An 18,229-nucleotide genomic window follows, 5' to 3' on the forward strand; every position below is an offset into this window, starting at 1 on the left:
TTCGGTCAGATCACTTCCGGTCGCGCAGGAGGAAGGAGAGCACTGCCGAGACCCACGCGTCGCGCGCCTCGATCATGGTCCAGTGGCCGCAGTTCGGGAACACGTGGAACTCGGCGTTCGGGATGTCGCGCATCGGCAGCAGGCCCATGTCGACGGGGCTCACGCGGTCGTCGCGACCCCAGGTGAGCAGGGTGGGGGCCTTGATCTTGCCGAACTGGGCCCAGTACGGCGTGCCGTCGGCCTGCGCGTTGGCCGCAGCCATCGCGGCGAAGGCCTTGCTGCTGTACATGCGGCGGGCGATCTCGAGCGTCTTCGGCTCGGTCGCGAGCTCCCAGCGCTCCTCGATGAGCTGATCGGTCACGATGGCGGGGTTGTAGACCATCGAGTGCAGCCAGCGGATCAGGCTCTCGCGGGTCGGGTTGTCCGTGAACTCCATCAGCAGCTTGATGCCCTCGCCCGGGTTGGACGAGAGGACGTTCTTGCCCATGCCGCCGATCGAGACCAGCTTGTTGACGCGCTCGGGCTGCGCGATCGCGATGCGGGTGGCCACCACGCCGCCCATCGAGTTGCCGATCATGTCGACCGCGCCGAGGCCCAGCCCGTCGAGGAAGACCGGCACCGCGTTGACCGCCTCGACCATCGGGTGGCCGTCGCACGGATCGGACACGCCGAAGCCGGGGAACTCGAGGACGTAGCAGGTGAAGTGCTCCGCGAAGTCGGCGAGAACGCCGCGGTAGTTACGCCATCCCGTGACGCCCGGGCCGGAGCCGTGCAGCAGAAGCAGCGGCGGGCCGTCACCGGCCTGGTGGTACCGAAGCACACCCTGGTCGGTGTTCAGTTCCTTCAGCGTTCCTTCGTAGCTCAGCTCAGTAGTCATCGTCGCCTCTGTTTGTCGCAATGTCATCCGGGTCACAGCCCATACGGGCGGAAGGGTGCCAGCCTGCGTCCTTCGCGGCCAGATCCCATCCCGATCAGCGAGACCCTGGGCCCCACCAACCGCACCCACGGCGTGCGGTTCCGCTGATCGAGACAGCAGTTCAGGGCCGGGATCGTGCGGTCATACGCTCGCAAACATCGACTTCGGCAGCTTCGGCATCACGTGTGCCGACCACTCAAAGCCCGACTGTGCCGATCATTCGTTCCACGAACAGGAGGTGGCCGCATGACCGCTGAGACGATTGCACCCCACAGCACGATGAGCGCCGGTGCTCCGACACCGGACGCGATGCGCCGCGTCATGGGCCAGTTCGCGACCGGTGTGACGATCGTGACCGGGTTGGACGACGACGGCCCGGTCGGGTTCGCGTGCCAGTCGTTCGCTTCCGTGTCGCTCGAGCCGCCGCTGATCCTGATCTGCGCCGACCACCGCGGGCGCGCCTGGCCGCGCATCCGCGAGACGGGCCGCTTCTGCGTCAACGTCCTGCACGAGGAGCAGTCCGACCTGTGCTCGCGCTTCGGCTCCAGCAAGGGCCGCAAGTACGACGACCTCGAGTGGGAGCTGTCCCGCTGGAACACCCCGTCGCTGCCGGGTGTCCTGATGCGCGTCCACGCGGAGGTGCACGACGTGCACGTCGCCGGCGACCACGACGTCATCATCGGCCGGGTGCTCGAACTCGACACCGTGTGCGAGGAGCGTCCCATGCTGTTCTTCCGCGGCAAGTTCGGCATCGAGGCGCCGGCCCTGAGCTGAGCCCCCAGCGGCGACGAGCGACGACGAGCGGGAACCGAGAGCGTGCTCTCGGTTCCCGCTCGTCTGTTCGGCTATCGGGTCGCAGTCAGATCCACTGCCCGCTCTGGATGGACAGCAGTCGGTCCATCGCGTCCGCGGACCAGGTGTCCACGGGGGCGGCGTGCGCGCGCCGGCCACGGCGCGGTGCACCGAGTTCGGGGTAGAGGGTGCGCGAGACCTCGCGGGCGGCATCGACGACGAGCGGCGCGACGCGCTCGAGCTGGGCGGTGCGGGCGTCGCCGCACAGCGAGATGCCGGCGACCGGGCCCTCGTGGCCACGGACCGCGACGCCGACGCACGCGACACCACGCACGGACTCGCCGCGCTCGAAGGCTAGGCCTCGACGCTGGCGGATCCGGTTGAGCTCCTGGTGCAGTGTCGGGATGTCGGTGATCGTGCGATCGGTGCAGCGGCTCAGCCGCTCCTCGTAGAGGCTGTCGACGCGCTCGGGATCCAGCCACGCGAGCATCGACTTGCCACCGGCCGTCGAGTACGCGGGCCCGCGACCGCCGACCCGCGACGGCAGCGTCGACGCGAACCGCCCGCCGACCTTGTCGAGGTAGACGCTCTCGCTCCCGTCCAGGACGGCGAGGTGCACGACCATGCCGGTCTGCATGTGCAGTTCGTGCAGCAACGGCGCTGCCGCGGCACGGATCTCGCTGTGTCCGCCGTCGCCGCCGCCGAGCCCGAGGGCACGACGGCCGAGGCAGTACCCGAACGACGCGTGCTCGACCCAGCTCAGGCGGACCAGCTGGTCGAGGATGCGGTGCACCGTCGAACGGGGCAGCTGCGTACGGCAGGCCACCTCCTCGAGGGTCAGCCGCGAAGCGCGGCCGTCGAATGCGTCGAGGATCAGAGTCATCCGTTCGACCATGGACGGCGGCAGCTCACGGCGCGGGGCCTCGGGCGCGACAGCCTCACCGGAATCGACGACAGTCATCGACACCTCCAAACAACATCCGCGCCCCTGGTCAGAGGGGCGAGCGGGCGCAAAACTGAAATTAATTCTGACAGGCTAGCAGGTGTGTCCCGCTGGACGGGACTATTTGCCGGTCGTTTGTTCGTCAGAACCGGACATCGCCATCATGACGTGACCCGCGCCACTCCGCACACCGACGTGGAACAGCGCCGAGGAGACTCCCGGTGACCGGAAACGCCGCAGCGGCCACCGCTGCGGCGGAGTAGAACGAAGCGATACCGGCCGACCCAGCAACGGAGCCCCTGGCATGCACATCGGAATCGTCTCCCCCGTCGTGGTGCTACACCCCGACGCCCACTCGGAGTGGGAGCGCGACGCCGGCATCGCCGAACTGGCCCAGGTGGCCGAGGCCGCCGACCGGCTCGGTTTCCACCACCTGACCTGCAGCGAACACGTCGCCGTGCCGGTCGAGGTGGCCCGGGTCCGGGGCGGCACCTACTGGGATCCGCTGGCGACGTTCGGCTACCTCGCCGCCCGCACCACCCGGATCCGCCTGGCCACCCAGGTCCTCGTCCTCGGCTACCACCACCCGCTCGAGATCGCCAAGCGCTACGGCACGCTCGACGTCGTGAGCGGCGGCCGACTGGTCCTCGGTCTCGGCGTCGGGACGCTGCGGGAGGAGTTCGACCTGCTGGACGCGTCCTTCGAGGACCGCGGCGCCCGCGCCGACGACGCCCTCGCCGCGCTCCGTGCCGCGCTGTCCCGGGACCTGCCCGAGTACGCCGGTACCTATTACGAATTCCAGGACCTCCTCGTCGAACCGCGCGCCGTCCAGGACCGTGTTCCACTGTGGATCGGCGGACGCACGATGCGGTCCCTGCGGCGCGCCGTCGAGCACGGCGACGGCTGGGTGCCGTTCGGCCTGGGCGTGAACGAGCTGGGCTCGATGCTCGGCAAGGTCGACGTCCCCGCGGGCTTCGAGGTCGTGCTCAGCGCCGGCGCTCCCCTCGATCCGATCGGCGGCCGCGACCGCGCGGCACGCGCCCTCGACCGTCGGCGGGCCGCCGGCGCCACCATCGCCAGCGCGGCCGTCGCGGCGACCGACGCGGCGCACTACTGCGATCAGCTCGCAGCCCTGCACGACCTGGGTGTCGAACTCGGCCTCGAGTTCGAGCCCACGCAGGGCTGACCACCCCTCCCCACAAGCACATCCACAGCGGGACAACACCAAAGGAGATCCGATGACCGACATCGCGACCGATACCGCCGCGCTCGTCCAGTCCCTCGTCGAGCGGGTTCAACTGCTCGAGGACAAGCTCGCGATCCAGGAACTCATCACCGCCTACGGTCCCGCCGTGGACGCCGGCGAGGCCGAGAAGGTCGGCGCCCTGTGGGCCGAGGATGCGGTGTACGACATCGACATCCGCAACATGAACGGCCGCGCCGAGATCATGGAGATGGTTCGCACCAGCCCGCACCAGGACTACATCAAGAACGGTTGCGGGCACCTGCTCGACCCGGTCAACATCGTGGTCGACGGCGACACCGCGGTCGCAACGTGCCACTCGCAGCTGCTGCTGCGCAACCAGGACGAGGATTCGTTCCGGGTGTGGCGTGTGACGGCCAACCGCTTCGACCTGAAGAAGATCGACGGCGTGTGGCAGATCCAGCGCCGCACCTCGCGCGTGCTCGACGGCCGCCCCGAGGCGCCCGCACTGCTCGGCCGCGCCGGCAGCTGATCGACCGGTAGAACGTCGAACGGCCTGCCCCTCGCGTGAGGGGCAGGCCGTTCGGGTGTTCCACGCTCGTCAGCCGGCGGCTTCGAGCGTCGCCTTGGCCCAGCGGTAGTCGGCCTTGCCCGCAGGCGACCGGACGACCTCGGGGACCACCACGAGGGTGCGCGGCACCTTGTAGCCGGCGACCTTGGTCCGGCAGTGCGCGACCACCTCGTCCTCGTCGAGATCGACACCGTCGCGGGCCGAGATGACCGCCGACACGCGCTGCCCGTACGTGGGATCCGGGATGCCGGCGACGAGCGCGTCGAGGACGTCGGGATGGCTCTTGAGCGCCTCCTCGACCTCCTCCGCGTACACCTTCTCGCCGCCGGTGTTGATGCACGACGATCCACGGCCGAGCACGACGATGGTTCCGTCGGCCTCGACGCGCGCGAGGTCACCGAGCACGGACAGCCGCACGCCGTCGACGACCGGGAACGTCGCCGCGGTCTTCTCGGGGTCGCCGAAGTAGCCGAGCGGCACGTGTCCGGCGCGCGCGAGGTAGCCGACGTTGTCCGAGCCGGGCTCGATCGTCGAGAAGTCGGTGTCGACCACGCGCGCCTTCGGCGACGGCGGCATCCGCAGGAGGCCGTCCTCGTCCTTCTTGAGTTCGCCGTCGTTGCCGGACTCCGACGAGCCGAACGCGTCGCGCAGGTAGACGTTGGGCAGCAGCTTGTTGAGCTTCTCGCGGACACTGGCGGACCACAGCGCGCCGCCGGAACCGATGATCCACAGCGTGCTCAGGTCGAACCGCTCACCGTGCTCCTCGATCGCGTCGGCGAGGGGACGGGCGATCGCGTCGCCGACCACCATCACCGTGTTGATCTTGTGCTGGTCGACCAGCTCGAGCGCCTCGACCGGGTCGTACTTGGACATGAGGACCTGCTTGGAACCCATGAACATGCAGGTGAACAGCGAGTACGACGCCGCGCCGTGCATCAGCGGCGCGGTGACCAGGTAGGTCATCGCGAACTGGTTCGCGGCCGCGGCGGCACCGAGCTCGGCGGGCGAGAGGATGGGATCGCCGCCCATGATGGCGCCGCCGGCGAGTGCCGCGTGGTAGAAGTCCTCGTGTCGCCACATCACGCCCTTGGGCATGCCGGTGGTTCCACCCGTGTAGATCACGTACAGGTCGTCGGCGCTGCGCTCCGGGAAGTCCCGCTCGGGCGACTGGGCGGCGGCGGCCTTGTGGTAGTCGGCGACCGAAACACCCGCGACGGCAGCAGCTTCCGAGAGGGCCGGGCCGGCCGCCTCGCCGATGAGCACGATGCGCTTCAGATCGGGGCACTTGGGCAGCACCTCGGCGATGACGTCGCTGAACTCGCCGTCGGCGACCACCGTGGCGAGGTGGGCGTCGTTGTAGAGGTAGGTCAGTTCGGCGTCGACGTAGCGGAAGTTGACGTTGACCGGAACGGCGCGAATCTTGAGGCAGCCCAGGAGCGCTTCGACGAACTCGAGACTGTTGCGCGCATGCAGACCGACGTGGTCACCCGGCTGCACACCCTCGGCCGCCAGGTGGTGGGCGATGCGGTTCGCGTTTGCGTCGAACTCGGCGAACGTCCGCGATTCGGTTCCGGAGACCAGCGCGATCTTGTCCGGGACGGCATCGATCACGGCTTCGGTCAGATCGGCGAGATTGAGTGTCATAGCTGGCCCTTCAGGTGAAACGCACAACGAGCAAGAGTGCGTTCTACCACAATCCCCGCCCACATGTGCCTGGCATCACAAACCAAGCGAGTAGAACACATTTCTAGTTTCGGATCAATAGTCCTGCGAAGGGATTTCGGGGCTCGGCCGGCCGAACGGGGGCGGGCCACCTCATCACCGGTGACGCGACTCGGCGCCGGCGACGGAAACGGCACAGACTCTTGTGCCAAAACTAGAATGAATACTAGTTTGAAAGAGCACACGGAAGGTAAGGAGCCTGACATGGTGGATTCTCTGAGCTTGGCCGGCAAGACGGCCATCGTCACCGGCGCGGGAGCGGGTCTCGGACGCGCCGAGGCGCTCGCGCTCGCCGAGGCCGGCGCGGCGGTCGTCGTCAACGACATGGGCGCGGCCGCGCACGACGTCGTCGACGAGATCAAGGCCGCCGGTGGCCAGGCGCTGGCGATCACCGGCGACGTCTCGGACTGGTCGCTCGGCGGACGGATGATCGAGGAGGCCGTCGCCAACTTCGGCTCGATGGACATCCTGGTCAACAACGCGGGCATCCTGCGCGACAAGATGATCTTCAACCTGTCGGAGTCCGACTGGGACGACGTCATCCGCGTGCACCTCAAGGGCCACGCCGCGACGTCGCACGCGGCGGCCGTCCACTGGCGCCAGGCGAGCAAGGACGCCGGCGGCCCGATCTACGGCCGCGTCGTCAACACCTCCTCCGAGGCCTTCCTGTTCGGTTCCGCCGGACAGCCGAACTACTCCGCCGCCAAGGCCGGCATCACCGCGCTGACGCTGTCGACCGCGGCCGGACTGTCCCGCTACGGCGTGCGCGCCAACGCGATCTGCCCCCGCGCCCGGACGGCCATGACCGCCGAGGCCTTCGGCACCGAGAACAACACCGGCGCGCAGGGTCTCGACCCGCTGGCACCGGAGCGCGTCGGCACGCTGGTCCGCTACCTCGCGTCGCCCGCGTCGGACGAGATCAACGGCCAGGTGTTCGTGGTGTACGGCAAGATGGTTGCACTCATGGCCGCCCCGAAGGTCGAGAACCGTTTCGACGCAGCCGGTTCCGAGTTCTCCATCGAGGAGCTGGCCGGTCAGCTCACGCCGTACTTCTCGGGCCGCGGACCGTACGAGACCTACGCGGCGTACAGCGTCGCCGGTCTCGAGAAGATCGCACTCGCCACCGGCGCCCCCGCCGAAGTCTGATCCGGACGGGATCGGACATGAGGCTGGAAGGAAAGGTCGCGATCGTCACCGGCGGTGCCGGTGGCATCGGCCGTGCGATCACCAGGGTGTTCTCCCGTGAGGGCGCGAAGGTGCTGTTCGTCGACATCGACAACGAGCAGGGACACGCACTCGAGCATGAGATCGCGAACGCCGGCGGCGAGGCGAAGTTCCTCAATGTCGATATCGCGCAGAAGGAATCGGCGGAAGCCATCCGCGACGCGGCGGTCGCCGCGTTCGGCCGCATCGACGTGCTGGTGAACAACGCGCACGCGTCGCGGCAGGCTCCGCTGCTCGAGCAGACGCAGGAGATGTTCGACCTCTCGTTCGGCACGGGCTTCTACCCCACGGTGCACCTGATGCAGGCGTGCTACCCGCAGTTGAAGGAGTCGCAGGGCTCGATCATCAACTTCGGGTCCAGCTCGGGGCTCGAGGGCATGCCGACGCAGACGTCGTACGCGGCCGCCAAGGAGGCCATCCGCGGCGTCAGCCGCGTGGCCGCCAACGAGTGGGCCGCGGATCAGATCCGCGTGAACGTCCTGTGCCCGTTCGCGGCGACCGAGGGCGTCGTGGCGTGGCAGAAGGCATTTCCGGAGCGTGCCGCCGCGAGCGTCGCGAAGGTGCCGCTGCAGCGGATCGGTGATCCGGAGACGGACATCGCCCCGGTCGCGCTGTTCCTCGCGAGCGACGACTCGAAGTACATGACGGGCCAGACCCTCATGGCGGACGGCGGCAGCCTCAAACTGCGCTGATCACCGTTCCGCGGAATATGTCCGAGGCGTTCCAATTTTCCGGTACCACCTCGTAACCTCCCCTGTCGGCGGTATAAACCCTGGCAGCCTGCAGTGACGCAGGTCACCAATCTAACCGCCGACAGAGGAGTTCCATGACCGACAGCCGGGCTTACCCAGCCTCCGCGTCTCGGGGATCTACGCATGTCTCGCGCCGCCGCTTCCTTGCCGGGGCAGGAGTGGCCGCCGGAGCAGTGATGCTCTCGTCGATGTCCACCTCCGCCTCCGCCACCCCCCGCCGCGCGCTCGCCGACGGCGACCGCGTGCCGGCGCTCGTCATCGGCAGCGGATACGGCGGCGCCGTCGCCGCCCTCCGACTGACGCAGGCCGGAATCCCCACGCAGATCGTCGAGATGGGCCGTAGCTGGGACACCCCCGGCGCCGACGGCAAGATCTTCTGCGGGATGCTCAACGCCGACAAGCGCTCGATGTGGTTGTCCAACAGCACGGATCAGCCGGTGAGCAACTTCATGGGCTTCGGGATCAACAAGAGCATCGACCGGTACGTCGGCGTCCTCGACTCCGAGCGGTTCTCGGGCATCAAGGTCTACCAGGGTCGCGGCGTCGGTGGCGGTTCGCTCGTCAACGGCGGCATGGCGGTCACCCCCAAGCGCACCTGGTTCGAGGAGATCCTCCCGTCGGTCGACTCGAACGAGATGTACAACACGTACTTCCCGCGCGCGAACACCGGTCTCGGTGTCAACAACATCGACCAGGCCTGGTTCGAGTCGACGCCGTGGTACCAGTTCGCGCGCACGGGCCGCAAGACCGCCCAACGGTCCGGATTCTCAACGACTTTCGTGCCGAACGTCTACGACTTCGACTACATGAAGAAGGAAGCCGCGGGTCAGGTCACGAAGTCCGGCCTGGGCGGCGAGGTCATCTACGGCAACAACGCCGGCAAGAAGTCGCTCGACAAGACCTACCTCGCGCAGGCGGCGGCCACCGGCAAGCTCACCATCACCACCCTGCACCGCGTCACCAAGGTCGCACCGGCGTCCGGCACGGGCTACAGCGTGACGATGGAGCAGATCGACGAGCAGGGCAACGTCATCGCCACCAAGGTCGTCACCGCCGACCGGGTGTTCTTCGCAGCAGGCAGCGTCGGCACCAGCAAGCTGCTCGTGTCCATGAAGGCGCAGGGCTTCCTGCCCAACCTGCCTGCGCAGGTCGGTGAGGGCTGGGGCAACAACGGCAACATCATGGTCGGCCGCGCGAACCACATGTGGGACGCGACCGGATCGCAGCAGGCCACGATCCCCACGATGGGCATCGACAACTGGGCGGATCCGACCGCGCCGATCTTCGCCGAGATCGCTCCGCTCCCGGCCGGTCTCGAGACGTACGTCAGCCTGTACCTGGCGATCACGAAGAACCCGGAACGTGCCCGGTTCCAGTTCAATTCGGGCACCGGCAAGGTCGATCTCACCTGGACCCAGTCGCAGAACCAGACGGGCATCAACATGGCCAAGAAGGTCTTCGACAAGATCAACCAGAAGGAAGGCACGATCTACCGGACGGACCTGTTCGGCGTGTACAAGACGTGGGGCGACGACTTCACGTACCACCCGCTGGGTGGCTGCGTGCTGAACAAGGCGACCGACAACTACGGCCGTCTGCCCGGGTACCCGGGTCTGTACGTGGTCGACGGAGCGCTGGTCCCGGGCAACACCGGCGTCAACCCGTTCGTCACCATCACGGCACTGGCCGAACGGAACATGGAGAAGGTCATCGCCACCGACTTCGTGTGACGGTCACGCCCGCGTTCCCGTCGCTGCGAGCGGCGGGAACGCGGGTGGCGCGGACCGTTCTGCGATAGCCTGGCCACGTGCTCGACGGTGCATGAGAGGACATCCCGATGTCTCGACACTCGAGTTATGTGCAAGGCACGCCCAGCTGGGTGGATCTGCAAACCCCGGACCAGGCGGCGGCCAAGGATTTCTACACGACCCTGTTCGGGTGGTCGTACGACGACCAGCCCATGATGGAGGGCCTCGTCTACTCCATCGCGAGGGTGCGGGGCGAGCAGGTCGCCGCCATCGCACCGGAGCCGGCCGGTTCGTCGCCCGCCGTCGCCAGGTGGAACACCTTCCTCGCAGTCGACGACGTCGACGCGTCGGCAGCCGAGGTCGAACCCGCGGGCGGAAACCTGGTCCTCCCGGCGTTCGACGTCGGGCAGGCGGGGAGGATGGCCGTCGTGGCCGACCCCACCGGGGCCGAAGTGGTCCTGTGGCAGGCCCGCGACCACATCGGCGCGACGCTGGTCAACGAGACGGGGACGCTGATCTGGAACGAACTCGTCACCGATCGCCCGGACAGCGCGCTCGCGTTCTATCGAACCGTCGTTGGTCTCGGGTCGGCCGCGATGCCGATCCCGGGATCCGGCGACTACACCGTGCTGCAGGTGAACGGCGACGGCGTGGGCGGCTGCGTGCCGCCGCCGCGCCCCGACGTCCCCAACCACTGGCACGTCTACTTCTGCGTCGAGAACGTCGACGCCACCGTCGCGCAGGCCGTCGAGGCGGGCGGGGCGCTGATGGCCGACCCGTTCGACATGCCGTCCGTCGGCCGCATGGCGGTACTGGCCGATCCGCAGGGCGCCGTGTTCAGCGTGATGCAGCCCGAAGCGGCGTCCTGATCCGGTTCCCGGGATCCGTCAGGAGAGGTCGAAGACCCGGGTGGCGTTGCCGTACGCGACCGCACGCACCCAGTCGTCGCCGAGGTCGAATCGTTCGAGCGCCTCGAGTGCGTCGAGGTACGAGTACGGGATGTTGGGGTAGTCGCTGCCGAACAGGATGCGGTCACCCAGGTCGGACAGGCGCTGCACCACCTCGCGCGGGAACGGCGTGACCGCCTCGGTGAAATCGGTGAACGCCATCGTGGTGTCGAGCAGCACGTTCGGGTACCGGTCGGCGAGGTCGAGGAACTCCACGTACTCCGGCATGCCCATGTGGGCGATGATCAGCGCGAGCCTCGGGTATCTGGCCAGCAACGCGTCGATCCGATCCGGCCCGGTGAACCGGCCCGGCGCGGGCCCGGATCCGCAGTGGATGACGATCGGGGTCCCGCTGTCCTCGAACAGGCCCCACACGGGGTCGAGCAGCGGATCGTTCGGGTCGTACTCGCCGACCTGGATGTGGGACTTGAAGACCCGGGCGCCGGCGTCGAGGGCCGCGGTCACGTAGCCGGACGCCGATTCCTCCGGGTAGAACGTCGCGGTGTGCAGGCAGTCGGGGGTGCGGGCGGCGAACTCGGCCGACCACTGGTTGAGCCACGCGGCCATGTCCGGCTTGTGCGGGTACAGCATGGAGGTGAATCGGCTGACCCCGAACGCGCGCAGCTGCTCGACCCGCGCATCCTCCTCGGTCCGGTACCGGATGGGCCAGTGCCGGCCGACGAGCGGCCCCGCGGAATCGAAGTAGGCCCACACCTTGTCCATCACGCTCTTCGGCATGAAATGGGTGTGCACGTCGATCAGCGCCGGCAGCCCCAGCCGCTCCCGGAACGCGACCACGCCCGCCACGTCCGACGCCGGATCCTGGTCAGCCCGTCCCGCCGATTCGCACACCGTCGACTCCTCTCGCCACACGACGTTCCGGTTCCCCGGACATCTCCCCAGACCCTAGTCGTGGCGCGTTTGCGCTCAGTGAGACCTCGGTTTGACGGGCTCGGAAACGCCCTGGAACGCTACCTAGCAATTGCTTGGTTTACGACGATCTCGAGAAGGCACTCCTCTATGACCTCTACATCTCCCCTGTTCCAGCCACTGAAGGTGCGCTCACTCGAACTGGCGAACCGCATCGTGATGTCGCCGATGACGCGGTCCTACTCGATCGACGGCATCCCCGGGGACGATGTGGCCGGCTACTACCGCCGCCGCGCCGAAGGCGGCACCGGCCTGATCGTGACCGAGGGCGTCGCGATCGAGCACCCGACGGCGGTCGACAACTCGCGGGTCCCGCACATGTTCGGCGAACAGGCCCTCGCGGGCTGGCGCAAGGTCGTCGACGGTGTCCACGAGGCCGGCGGCAAGATCATTCCGCAGTTGTGGCACGTCGGCCCGCTGTGGGGCGCGATGAGCAAGGTCGATCCGGCGCTCGAGCCGATGCGCCCGTCCGGCGAGTGGGGCCCGCTGGGCACCACGTCGTACCCGGAGTCGTACACCTCGTGGGTCCAGGAGCCCACCGAGGCGATGACCGAGCAGGACATCCAGGACGTCATCGCGGCGTTCGCGCGCGCGGCCCGCAATGCGATCGACGCCGGCTTCGACGGTGTCGCGCTGCACGGCGGCCACGGCTACCTGCTGGACTCGTTCCTGTGGGCGGGCACCAACAAGCGCGACGACGAGTGGGGTGGCGATCTCGAGCGCCGCACCCGCTTCCCCGTCGCCGTCGTGAGGGCCATCCGCGCCGAGATCGGCGAGGACTACCCGATCTTCTACCGCTTCTCGCAGCACAAGCAGCAGAACTACACCGCGCGCATCGCCGAGACCCCCGAGGAGCTGAAGGTCGTCCTCGGCGCGCTGGTCGACGCGGGTGTCGACGTCCTCGACGCCAGCATCCGCCGCTTCGACATCCCGGCGTTCGAGGGCAGCGACCTGTCGCTGGCCGGTTGGGCCAAGGAGGTCACCGGGGCGATCACGATGGCCGTCGGCAGCGTCGGCATCGGAAAGTCCCTGCGCGACAGCCGCATCGAGGGCTCCGCGCCGGTCGTCGACAACATCCCCGAGCTCGAGAAGCGCATCGGTGGCGGCGAGTTCGATCTCATCGCGATCGGCCGCCTGCACCTGGCGGACCCGGCACTGGCCTCGCGCCTGCGCGCCGGCGAGGCGCTCCCCGAGTTCGTCCGTGACGTCCACGAGGGCTCGCTGACGTAGATTGCTGCACGACGAGCGGGCAGCCCGCTCGGTGTTCCACCCGGTCGCCGCGACTCCTTCCCGGAGGGGTCGCGGCGACCGGGTCGTCTGTGGGGCACTGCACCGCGGACCTACTCGAAGAAGGCAGATCCTTGACGAAGTACGACGACGCCGACTGGCACTACGGCGGCACCTTTCCCGACGACCTGCCCAACGAGGCGGGCGGCACCCACATCGGCATGTTCGTGGCGTGGTGCATGCTGGCCGGTTTCGCGAGCGAGGACATCGCCGACGAGCTCGAGCCGCTCGAGTCTCGGGAGACGACACCCGGCGCGTTCCTGATGGACGTGCTCGACGAGAAGTTCGTCAGCGACGACCTCACCGCCGACGGCAACGCCTTCGCGGTCGCGTACTACGCGGGCGAGAACGACGACTCCCGGTACGTCGACGACTACCTCGCCGAGTTCGACACGACCGCGGAGGAGATCTACCGGGTCGAGGACACGTGGGACGTGTACGACCGCATCGCGGACCGGATCGGCGACCGGTTCCATGCGTGGGTGGAGGCCGGGCGGCCGCTCTACCTCGCCTGACGCCTCAGAAGAGCGTGAGCAGCGGCTCCGGTTCCGGAACGGGCGCCGGGGCCGGGGCCGGGGCCGGCGGCGGGGTGTCCGACGGCCGCGCCCCGAGCCCGCGCCACGGCCGCGCCTTCTCCGGCGTGTTCGCGACCGCGCGTGCGGCCTCGCCGGCCAGCTTGTCCGCGATTTCGTTGAAATGGTTGCCCACGTGCCCACGGACCCAGCGGAAGCGGACCGGCCCGGACCGTTCGGTGATCGCGCGGTCGATGTCCTGCACCAGTGCGAGGTTCTTCACCGGACCGCCCGACGCGGTCTTCCATCCCTTGCGCTTCCAGCCCGGCAGCCACTCGGAGGCGCACTTGATGGCGTACTGGGAGTCGGACTCGATGAGCAGCGGCTCGGGTCCGGGGTGCGCCACGATGGCCTCGACGAGCGCCCACAGTTCCGCTATCTGGTTGGTGCCGGAGACGTCACCGCCCGACCGGCTGGGACCCTCGTGATCGACCCACGCCCACCCGATGGCGCCACCGGGGTTCTTCAGACACGAACCGTCGGTACTCACGATGATCATGACTTCGGACAATACGTGTCGCGAGTTGTACGCGCCGGTCAGGTCCCCGTGACGTGGCGATAGGCTGCCCACGATGACCGGTACGGCCCCGATGGTGCAGTTCGAGATGGTCACGAAGCGTCCAGTGGACCTCTCGTCGACCCTGTCTCCGCTGCGCCACGGGCGCTTCGATCCGTGCCACCGCGCCGACGTCGACGGCACCGTCTGGCGCACGTCGCTGCTGCCGTCCGGGGCGGTCACCTACCGGCTGCGTCAGCTGGGCCCGTCCGTCGTCGACGCTCGGGCGTGGGGCCCGGGGGCCGACGAGTTCGGCGGCTGTCTCCCGGGTCTGCTCGGCGAGCACGACGCCGAACGGGCCGCGACGTTCGCGCCCGAACACCCCAAGCTGGCCGACGCACACCGCCGCTTCCCGAATCTGCGGATCGTGCGTACCGGACGCGTCATGGAGTCGCTCGTGCCGGCGATCCTCGAGCAGCGTGTCCACACCGTCGCCGCGCACGCGTCGTGGCGACAGCTCGTGTCGAAGTTCGGTACCCCCGCGCCGGGGCCCGCCCCCGACGGCATGCGGGTTCCGCCGAGCGCCGAGGCGTGGCGGCGGATCCCGTCGTGGGAGTTCCACCGCGCCAACGTCGATCCCCGGCGCGCGCAGACGGTCGTCGCCTGCGCCCGCGTCGCGGATCGACTCGAGGAGACCGTCGACCTGGACCGCGACGCCGCGCACCGCCGGTTGCGGGCCGTCCCCGGTGTGGGCGCGTGGACGGCGGCGGAGGTCGCGCAGCGCGCACTCGGCGACGCCGACGCCCTGTCGGTGGGCGACTTCCACCTCGCGGCGATCGTCGGGTGGAGCCTGCTCGGCCGGCCCCTCGACGACGGCGGCATGGTCGAGTACCTCGCCGACCTGCGCCCGCACCGCTACCGCGCGATCCGCCTGCTCGAGGTGAGCGGTCAGGCCCGCAAGCCCAAGTTCGGGCCGCGGACGCCGATCGTCGACCACACCTGGCACTGAGCCTGAGCGCCCACTCCCCGGCCCGGTCGGCGGAAACCCGCGTGTGACCGGAAGGAATGGGCGCTCAGGCTCGATCGACCGCCTTACCCGCCGAGCTTGGTGAAGTCCGGGTAGTTGGAGATCTCCCAGCCACCGTCGACCATGAGGCTGGTCCCGGTGATGTAGCTGGCGTCGTCGCTCGCCAAGTACAGGCACGGCGCGGCGATCTCGTCGGGGGTCGCGGGCCGGCCCATCGGGATGCGCTCGACGAACATGTCCAGCAGCGGCTCGTAGCCCATCACCGCCGCCACCAGCGGGGTGTCGACGAGGCCCGGCATCACCGTGTTGACCCGGATCCCGTGGCGTGCGAGCTCGACCGCCGCGTTCTTGCCGAACATCTCGACGCCGGCCTTGCCGGTCGCGTACGGGCTGCCGCCGATGACCGGCACGCGCCCGTTGAGCGACGCGACGTTGACGATGGCGCCGCCCCGGCCGCCGGTCACCATGTGCCGGGCCTCGTGCTTGGTGCAGAGGAACACACCCTTCTGCACGAGGTCGACGGTGAAGTCCCAGTCGGCTTCCTCGAGGTCGAGGATCTGTCCGCCCTTCTGGGAACCGGCGACGTTGAAGGCCATGTCGAGGCCGCCGAAGCGCTCGGTCGCCACGGCGACGGCCGCGGCGACCGCGTCCTCGCTCGTGACGTCGGCCGGGGCGCCGACGAACTTCTCGCCGAGCTCCTTCTCCATGACGGTGAGCGCGTCGGCCGCGACGTCGATGCCCACGACTGACGCGCCCTCCCCGACCAGTCGCGTCGCGACGGCCGCACCGATCCCGGACCCCGCTCCCGTGACCACCGCCACCTTGCCGTCGAAGCGGGCCCCCAGCGATTGCGTTTCAGACATCTGCCACCTCCACCAGTACCTTCATGCGACGCCCCTCGGACACCGCCTGCACACCCTCGACCACGTCCGCGAGCGGGACGCGTTCCACCCATCCGTCGAGCGGATAGGCACCGTCCGCCATCCGATCGATGACGGTGCGGAACTCCTTGCGCGAGTAAGCCAGCGACGACATCAGCCGCATCTCGCCGAACATCATCAGATACGTGTGCAGCGGCACCTCCTCCTTGTAGGTCGCCAGCAGGACCACCGCCCCACGAGGCCGCACCGCCACGAGCGCGGTCAGCACCGCGGCCCCCACGCCGGCGCACTCGAACACGACGTCCGCGCCCGCCCCGTCGGTGCGCTCACGCACCGCGGCAACGGTATCCGCGTTGGGGTCGAGCACGTCGAATCCCAGTCCGGCCGCGATCGCGCGTCGGGTCTCGGACGGCTCGCTGAGCACGATCCGATCCACTCCCCCGGCGCGCAGGTTCAGCGCCGTCGCGATCCCGATCGGACCGGCGCCGAGGACCAGCGCCGACTGTCCCGGCTGCACGCCGGACAGTTCGACGGCATGCAGCGCGACGGCCAGCGGTTCCACCACCGCGGCCTGCTCGAGGGACACCGCCTCGGGCAGCACGTGCACGCTCTCGGCGGGCACGGCGGTGTACTCGGACAGCCCGCCACCGTCCGCGTTGATGCCGTGGAAGGCGATCACCTCGCACAGGTGCTCGTGCCCGTCCTGGCATCGGGCGCACGTGCCGCACCGGTAGGTGGGCTGCACCGCGACCCGGTCGCCGACGGCGATGTCGGTGACGCCGGCTCCGATGGCGCGGACCACTCCGGAGAACTCGTGTCCGAGGATCTGCGGGCCGCACGCCCCGGTCAGCGGGTGCGGGTGCTCGGAGACGCCGAAGGAGTGGACCAGGCCGAGGTCGGATCCGCAGATCCCGTTGAACGCCACGCCGATCAGGACGTCGCCGTCACGCAGCGTGGGCTCCGGCACGTCCTCGATCCGGAGGTCCTCGACGCCGTGCAGGACCGCGGCCCTCATGCCTTGGCCGCCAGTTCGTCCTCGTACTTCTTCGTCATGTGCGCGATCGCCGCGTGCTGCGCCTCGTTGTGGCCCTCGCGGACCTTGCCGGCGCGGGTCGCCGCATCGAACAGCGGCTGCGACTGCCCCTGGAAGTGCGGGGCGACCTGCTGCGCGATCAACTCGAACGAGCGTCGGGTCGCGGCCGGGTTGGCCCAGTCGGTGCCCATGATCAGCATCGAGCCGAAGCCGCCGGACTGGTCGATGAGCTTCTGGATCAGCTCGCGCGCCTGCGCGGGGGTGCCGATGATGCCCATGCCCGAATGGTTCATGTACTGGATCATCTGATCCATGGATGCCCCACCGGAGCCGAAGTGCGGGAAGGCCGCGACCTTGCCGAAGTAGTCGATCCACTCGCCGAGGCCGAACCGCACGTCCTGCTGGGCCTGCTCCTCGGTCTCGGCAATGTGCATGGGGCACACCAGCCGCCACTGGTTGCGATCCACAGTGGTCCCGAATTCGGCGGCCCGCTCCTCCATGATTCCGAAGTGGTGGCCGAGGGCATCGAAGCCTTCGGGGGTGAGGGTCGCGCCGATCGACAGCAGGCCCAGTCCGTGCTTGCCGGCCAGCCGCGGTCCGGTGGGCGAGGCCACGCCGGCGACGACGATGTCGAACATCGGATGCGAGTAGGGCCGCATCTGCAGCTGGGCGTCGACCAGGTTGTGCGTCTTGGTCTTCGCAGTCACGCGCTCACCGTTCAGCAGCCGCATCACGATGTCGAGGTTGTCGTCGAGCAGTTCGCGACACTCGGTGGGGTTGAGTCCGATCATCGACGAGTCGGTGGGCAGCGAACCCGGGCCGACGCCCAGCATCACACGGCCGCGGGTGAGGTGGTCGAGCAGCACCATCCGGTCCGCGGCCCACAACGGGTTGTGATAGCTCAGTGAGGTGACGCCGGTGCCGAGCTTGATGCGCTTGGTGCGTTCGGCCGCCGCCGCGATGAAGATCTCGGGGCTGCCGATGATCTCGCTGCCGGCCGAGTGGTGTTCGCCGATCCACACCTCGTCGAAGTCGAGGCGGTCGAGATGCTCCACCAACTCGAGGTCGCGCTGCAACGCGACGGTCGGATTCTGACCTGCTGCATGATGGGGTGCGACGAACGCACCGAACCGTAGCCTGCCCATGCGTGTACTCCTCGGGAAATCGCTGAAACGCAGTCGACC

18 protein-coding genes are annotated in these 18,229 nt (G+C 68.8%); 10 read left to right on the plus strand and 8 right to left on the minus strand.

The annotated features are described in order from the left end of the window. Positions 1-10 precede the first annotated feature (10 nt). Complete coding sequence (locus ACQ5DX_RS21855) at positions 11-877, minus strand: alpha/beta fold hydrolase (protein ID WP_430334574.1); 867 nt, start codon at positions 875-877, stop codon at positions 11-13. A 285-nt stretch (positions 878-1,162) separates the two neighbouring features. Here ACQ5DX_RS21855 and ACQ5DX_RS21860 point away from each other — a divergent pair, with 285 nt between their 5' ends. After that, positions 1,163-1,690, plus strand: coding sequence for a flavin reductase family protein (locus ACQ5DX_RS21860; RefSeq protein ID WP_430334575.1), 528 nt, complete (start codon positions 1,163-1,165; stop codon positions 1,688-1,690). Positions 1,691-1,775: 85 nt separating this feature from the next. Here the strand turns inward: ACQ5DX_RS21860 and ACQ5DX_RS21865 are convergent, their stop codons facing one another. Continuing rightward, entirely contained in the window at positions 1,776-2,669 is an 894-nt protein-coding gene (locus ACQ5DX_RS21865; RefSeq protein ID WP_430334576.1) for an IclR family transcriptional regulator, read from the minus strand. A gap of 286 nt (positions 2,670-2,955) precedes the next feature. Between ACQ5DX_RS21865 and ACQ5DX_RS21870 the strand changes: the two genes are divergently transcribed. After that, positions 2,956-3,837, plus strand: coding sequence for a TIGR03619 family F420-dependent LLM class oxidoreductase (locus ACQ5DX_RS21870; protein WP_430334577.1), 882 nt, complete (start codon positions 2,956-2,958; stop codon positions 3,835-3,837). A 52-nt stretch (positions 3,838-3,889) separates the two neighbouring features. After that, positions 3,890-4,387, plus strand: a complete 498-nt coding sequence (locus ACQ5DX_RS21875) for a nuclear transport factor 2 family protein (protein WP_430334578.1) — start codon at positions 3,890-3,892, stop codon at positions 4,385-4,387. A 69-nt stretch (positions 4,388-4,456) separates the two neighbouring features. On the opposite strand, the gene ACQ5DX_RS21880 is transcribed toward ACQ5DX_RS21875, so the two are convergent. Continuing rightward, positions 4,457-6,070 carry an acyl-CoA synthetase gene (locus ACQ5DX_RS21880; RefSeq protein ID WP_430334579.1) on the minus strand — a complete coding sequence of 538 codons (1,614 nt, stop codon included), beginning with the start codon at positions 6,068-6,070 and terminating at the stop codon, positions 4,457-4,459. 282 nt (positions 6,071-6,352) lie between these two features. Here ACQ5DX_RS21880 and ACQ5DX_RS21885 point away from each other — a divergent pair, with 282 nt between their 5' ends. From ACQ5DX_RS21885 to ACQ5DX_RS21900, 4 genes are all read left to right on the plus strand, one after another. Next, the gene (locus tag ACQ5DX_RS21885; RefSeq protein ID WP_430334580.1) at positions 6,353-7,294 is read left to right on the plus strand and encodes a 3-oxoacyl-ACP reductase; all 942 of its coding nucleotides are present in this window, start codon (positions 6,353-6,355) and stop codon (positions 7,292-7,294) included. A 17-nt stretch (positions 7,295-7,311) separates the two neighbouring features. Then, positions 7,312-8,064, plus strand: coding sequence for an SDR family NAD(P)-dependent oxidoreductase (locus ACQ5DX_RS21890; RefSeq protein ID WP_430334581.1), 753 nt, complete (start codon positions 7,312-7,314; stop codon positions 8,062-8,064). Positions 8,065-8,198: 134 nt separating this feature from the next. Continuing rightward, positions 8,199-9,854, plus strand: a complete 1,656-nt coding sequence (locus ACQ5DX_RS21895; protein ID WP_430334582.1) for a GMC family oxidoreductase N-terminal domain-containing protein — start codon at positions 8,199-8,201, stop codon at positions 9,852-9,854. A 107-nt stretch (positions 9,855-9,961) separates the two neighbouring features. Continuing rightward, the gene (locus tag ACQ5DX_RS21900) at positions 9,962-10,741 is read left to right on the plus strand and encodes a VOC family protein (RefSeq protein ID WP_430334583.1); all 780 of its coding nucleotides are present in this window, start codon (positions 9,962-9,964) and stop codon (positions 10,739-10,741) included. A gap of 18 nt (positions 10,742-10,759) precedes the next feature. Here the strand turns inward: ACQ5DX_RS21900 and ACQ5DX_RS21905 are convergent, their stop codons facing one another. Next, positions 10,760-11,626 carry an amidohydrolase family protein gene (locus tag ACQ5DX_RS21905; RefSeq protein WP_430335769.1) on the minus strand — a complete coding sequence of 289 codons (867 nt, stop codon included), beginning with the start codon at positions 11,624-11,626 and terminating at the stop codon, positions 10,760-10,762. 213 nt (positions 11,627-11,839) lie between these two features. On the opposite strand from ACQ5DX_RS21905, the gene ACQ5DX_RS21910 reads away from it, so the two are divergent. After that, positions 11,840-12,979: a 12-oxophytodienoate reductase gene (locus ACQ5DX_RS21910; protein WP_430334584.1), complete on the plus strand. Its 1,140-nt coding sequence runs from the start codon at positions 11,840-11,842 to the stop codon at positions 12,977-12,979. A gap of 131 nt (positions 12,980-13,110) precedes the next feature. Beyond that, positions 13,111-13,551 carry a hypothetical protein gene (locus ACQ5DX_RS21915; protein WP_430334585.1) on the plus strand — a complete coding sequence of 147 codons (441 nt, stop codon included), beginning with the start codon at positions 13,111-13,113 and terminating at the stop codon, positions 13,549-13,551. 4 nt (positions 13,552-13,555) lie between these two features. Here the strand turns inward: ACQ5DX_RS21915 and ACQ5DX_RS21920 are convergent, their stop codons facing one another. Beyond that, positions 13,556-14,107 carry a ribonuclease H family protein gene (locus ACQ5DX_RS21920; RefSeq protein ID WP_430334586.1) on the minus strand — a complete coding sequence of 184 codons (552 nt, stop codon included), beginning with the start codon at positions 14,105-14,107 and terminating at the stop codon, positions 13,556-13,558. A 73-nt stretch (positions 14,108-14,180) separates the two neighbouring features. Between ACQ5DX_RS21920 and ACQ5DX_RS21925 the strand changes: the two genes are divergently transcribed. Further along, positions 14,181-15,113 carry a DNA-3-methyladenine glycosylase family protein gene (locus ACQ5DX_RS21925; RefSeq protein WP_430334587.1) on the plus strand — a complete coding sequence of 311 codons (933 nt, stop codon included), beginning with the start codon at positions 14,181-14,183 and terminating at the stop codon, positions 15,111-15,113. 83 nt (positions 15,114-15,196) lie between these two features. On the opposite strand, the gene ACQ5DX_RS21930 is transcribed toward ACQ5DX_RS21925, so the two are convergent. From ACQ5DX_RS21930 to ACQ5DX_RS21940, 3 genes are read right to left on the minus strand one after another with little or no spacing between them, the layout of a single operon-like run. After that, positions 15,197-15,994, minus strand: coding sequence for an SDR family NAD(P)-dependent oxidoreductase (locus ACQ5DX_RS21930; RefSeq protein WP_430334588.1), 798 nt, complete (start codon positions 15,992-15,994; stop codon positions 15,197-15,199). Beyond that, positions 15,987-17,027: a 2,3-butanediol dehydrogenase gene (locus ACQ5DX_RS21935; protein WP_430334589.1), complete on the minus strand. Its 1,041-nt coding sequence runs from the start codon at positions 17,025-17,027 to the stop codon at positions 15,987-15,989. The genes ACQ5DX_RS21930 and ACQ5DX_RS21935 overlap by 8 nt, the downstream gene beginning before the upstream one ends. Continuing rightward, complete coding sequence (locus ACQ5DX_RS21940) at positions 17,024-18,190, minus strand: LLM class flavin-dependent oxidoreductase (RefSeq protein ID WP_430334590.1); 1,167 nt, start codon at positions 18,188-18,190, stop codon at positions 17,024-17,026. Before ACQ5DX_RS21940 ends, ACQ5DX_RS21935 begins: the two co-directional genes overlap by 4 nt. Positions 18,191-18,229 lie beyond the last annotated feature (39 nt).

This window comes from Rhodococcus sp. ACT016, from assembly GCF_050477185.1.
In the GTDB taxonomy this organism is placed as follows: domain Bacteria; phylum Actinomycetota; class Actinomycetes; order Mycobacteriales; family Mycobacteriaceae; genus Prescottella.

Coding starts and splice junctions, on each gene's coding strand:
- ACQ5DX_RS21855 (WP_430334574.1), bottom strand. CDS start 877: ATGACTACTGAGCTGAGCTACGAAGGAACGCTGAAGGAACTGAACACC.
- ACQ5DX_RS21860 (WP_430334575.1), top strand. CDS start 1,163: ATGACCGCTGAGACGATTGCACCCCACAGCACGATGAGCGCCGGTGCT.
- ACQ5DX_RS21865 (WP_430334576.1), bottom strand. CDS start 2,669: ATGACTGTCGTCGATTCCGGTGAGGCTGTCGCGCCCGAGGCCCCGCGC.
- ACQ5DX_RS21870 (WP_430334577.1), top strand. CDS start 2,956: ATGCACATCGGAATCGTCTCCCCCGTCGTGGTGCTACACCCCGACGCC.
- ACQ5DX_RS21875 (WP_430334578.1), top strand. CDS start 3,890: ATGACCGACATCGCGACCGATACCGCCGCGCTCGTCCAGTCCCTCGTC.
- ACQ5DX_RS21880 (WP_430334579.1), bottom strand. CDS start 6,070: ATGACACTCAATCTCGCCGATCTGACCGAAGCCGTGATCGATGCCGTC.
- ACQ5DX_RS21885 (WP_430334580.1), top strand. CDS start 6,353: ATGGTGGATTCTCTGAGCTTGGCCGGCAAGACGGCCATCGTCACCGGC.
- ACQ5DX_RS21890 (WP_430334581.1), top strand. CDS start 7,312: ATGAGGCTGGAAGGAAAGGTCGCGATCGTCACCGGCGGTGCCGGTGGC.
- ACQ5DX_RS21895 (WP_430334582.1), top strand. CDS start 8,199: ATGACCGACAGCCGGGCTTACCCAGCCTCCGCGTCTCGGGGATCTACG.
- ACQ5DX_RS21900 (WP_430334583.1), top strand. CDS start 9,962: ATGTCTCGACACTCGAGTTATGTGCAAGGCACGCCCAGCTGGGTGGAT.
- ACQ5DX_RS21910 (WP_430334584.1), top strand. CDS start 11,840: ATGACCTCTACATCTCCCCTGTTCCAGCCACTGAAGGTGCGCTCACTC.
- ACQ5DX_RS21920 (WP_430334586.1), bottom strand. CDS start 14,107: ATGATCATCGTGAGTACCGACGGTTCGTGTCTGAAGAACCCCGGTGGC.
- ACQ5DX_RS21925 (WP_430334587.1), top strand. CDS start 14,181: ATGACCGGTACGGCCCCGATGGTGCAGTTCGAGATGGTCACGAAGCGT.
- ACQ5DX_RS21930 (WP_430334588.1), bottom strand. CDS start 15,994: ATGTCTGAAACGCAATCGCTGGGGGCCCGCTTCGACGGCAAGGTGGCG.
- ACQ5DX_RS21935 (WP_430334589.1), bottom strand. CDS start 17,027: ATGAGGGCCGCGGTCCTGCACGGCGTCGAGGACCTCCGGATCGAGGAC.
- ACQ5DX_RS21940 (WP_430334590.1), bottom strand. CDS start 18,190: ATGGGCAGGCTACGGTTCGGTGCGTTCGTCGCACCCCATCATGCAGCA.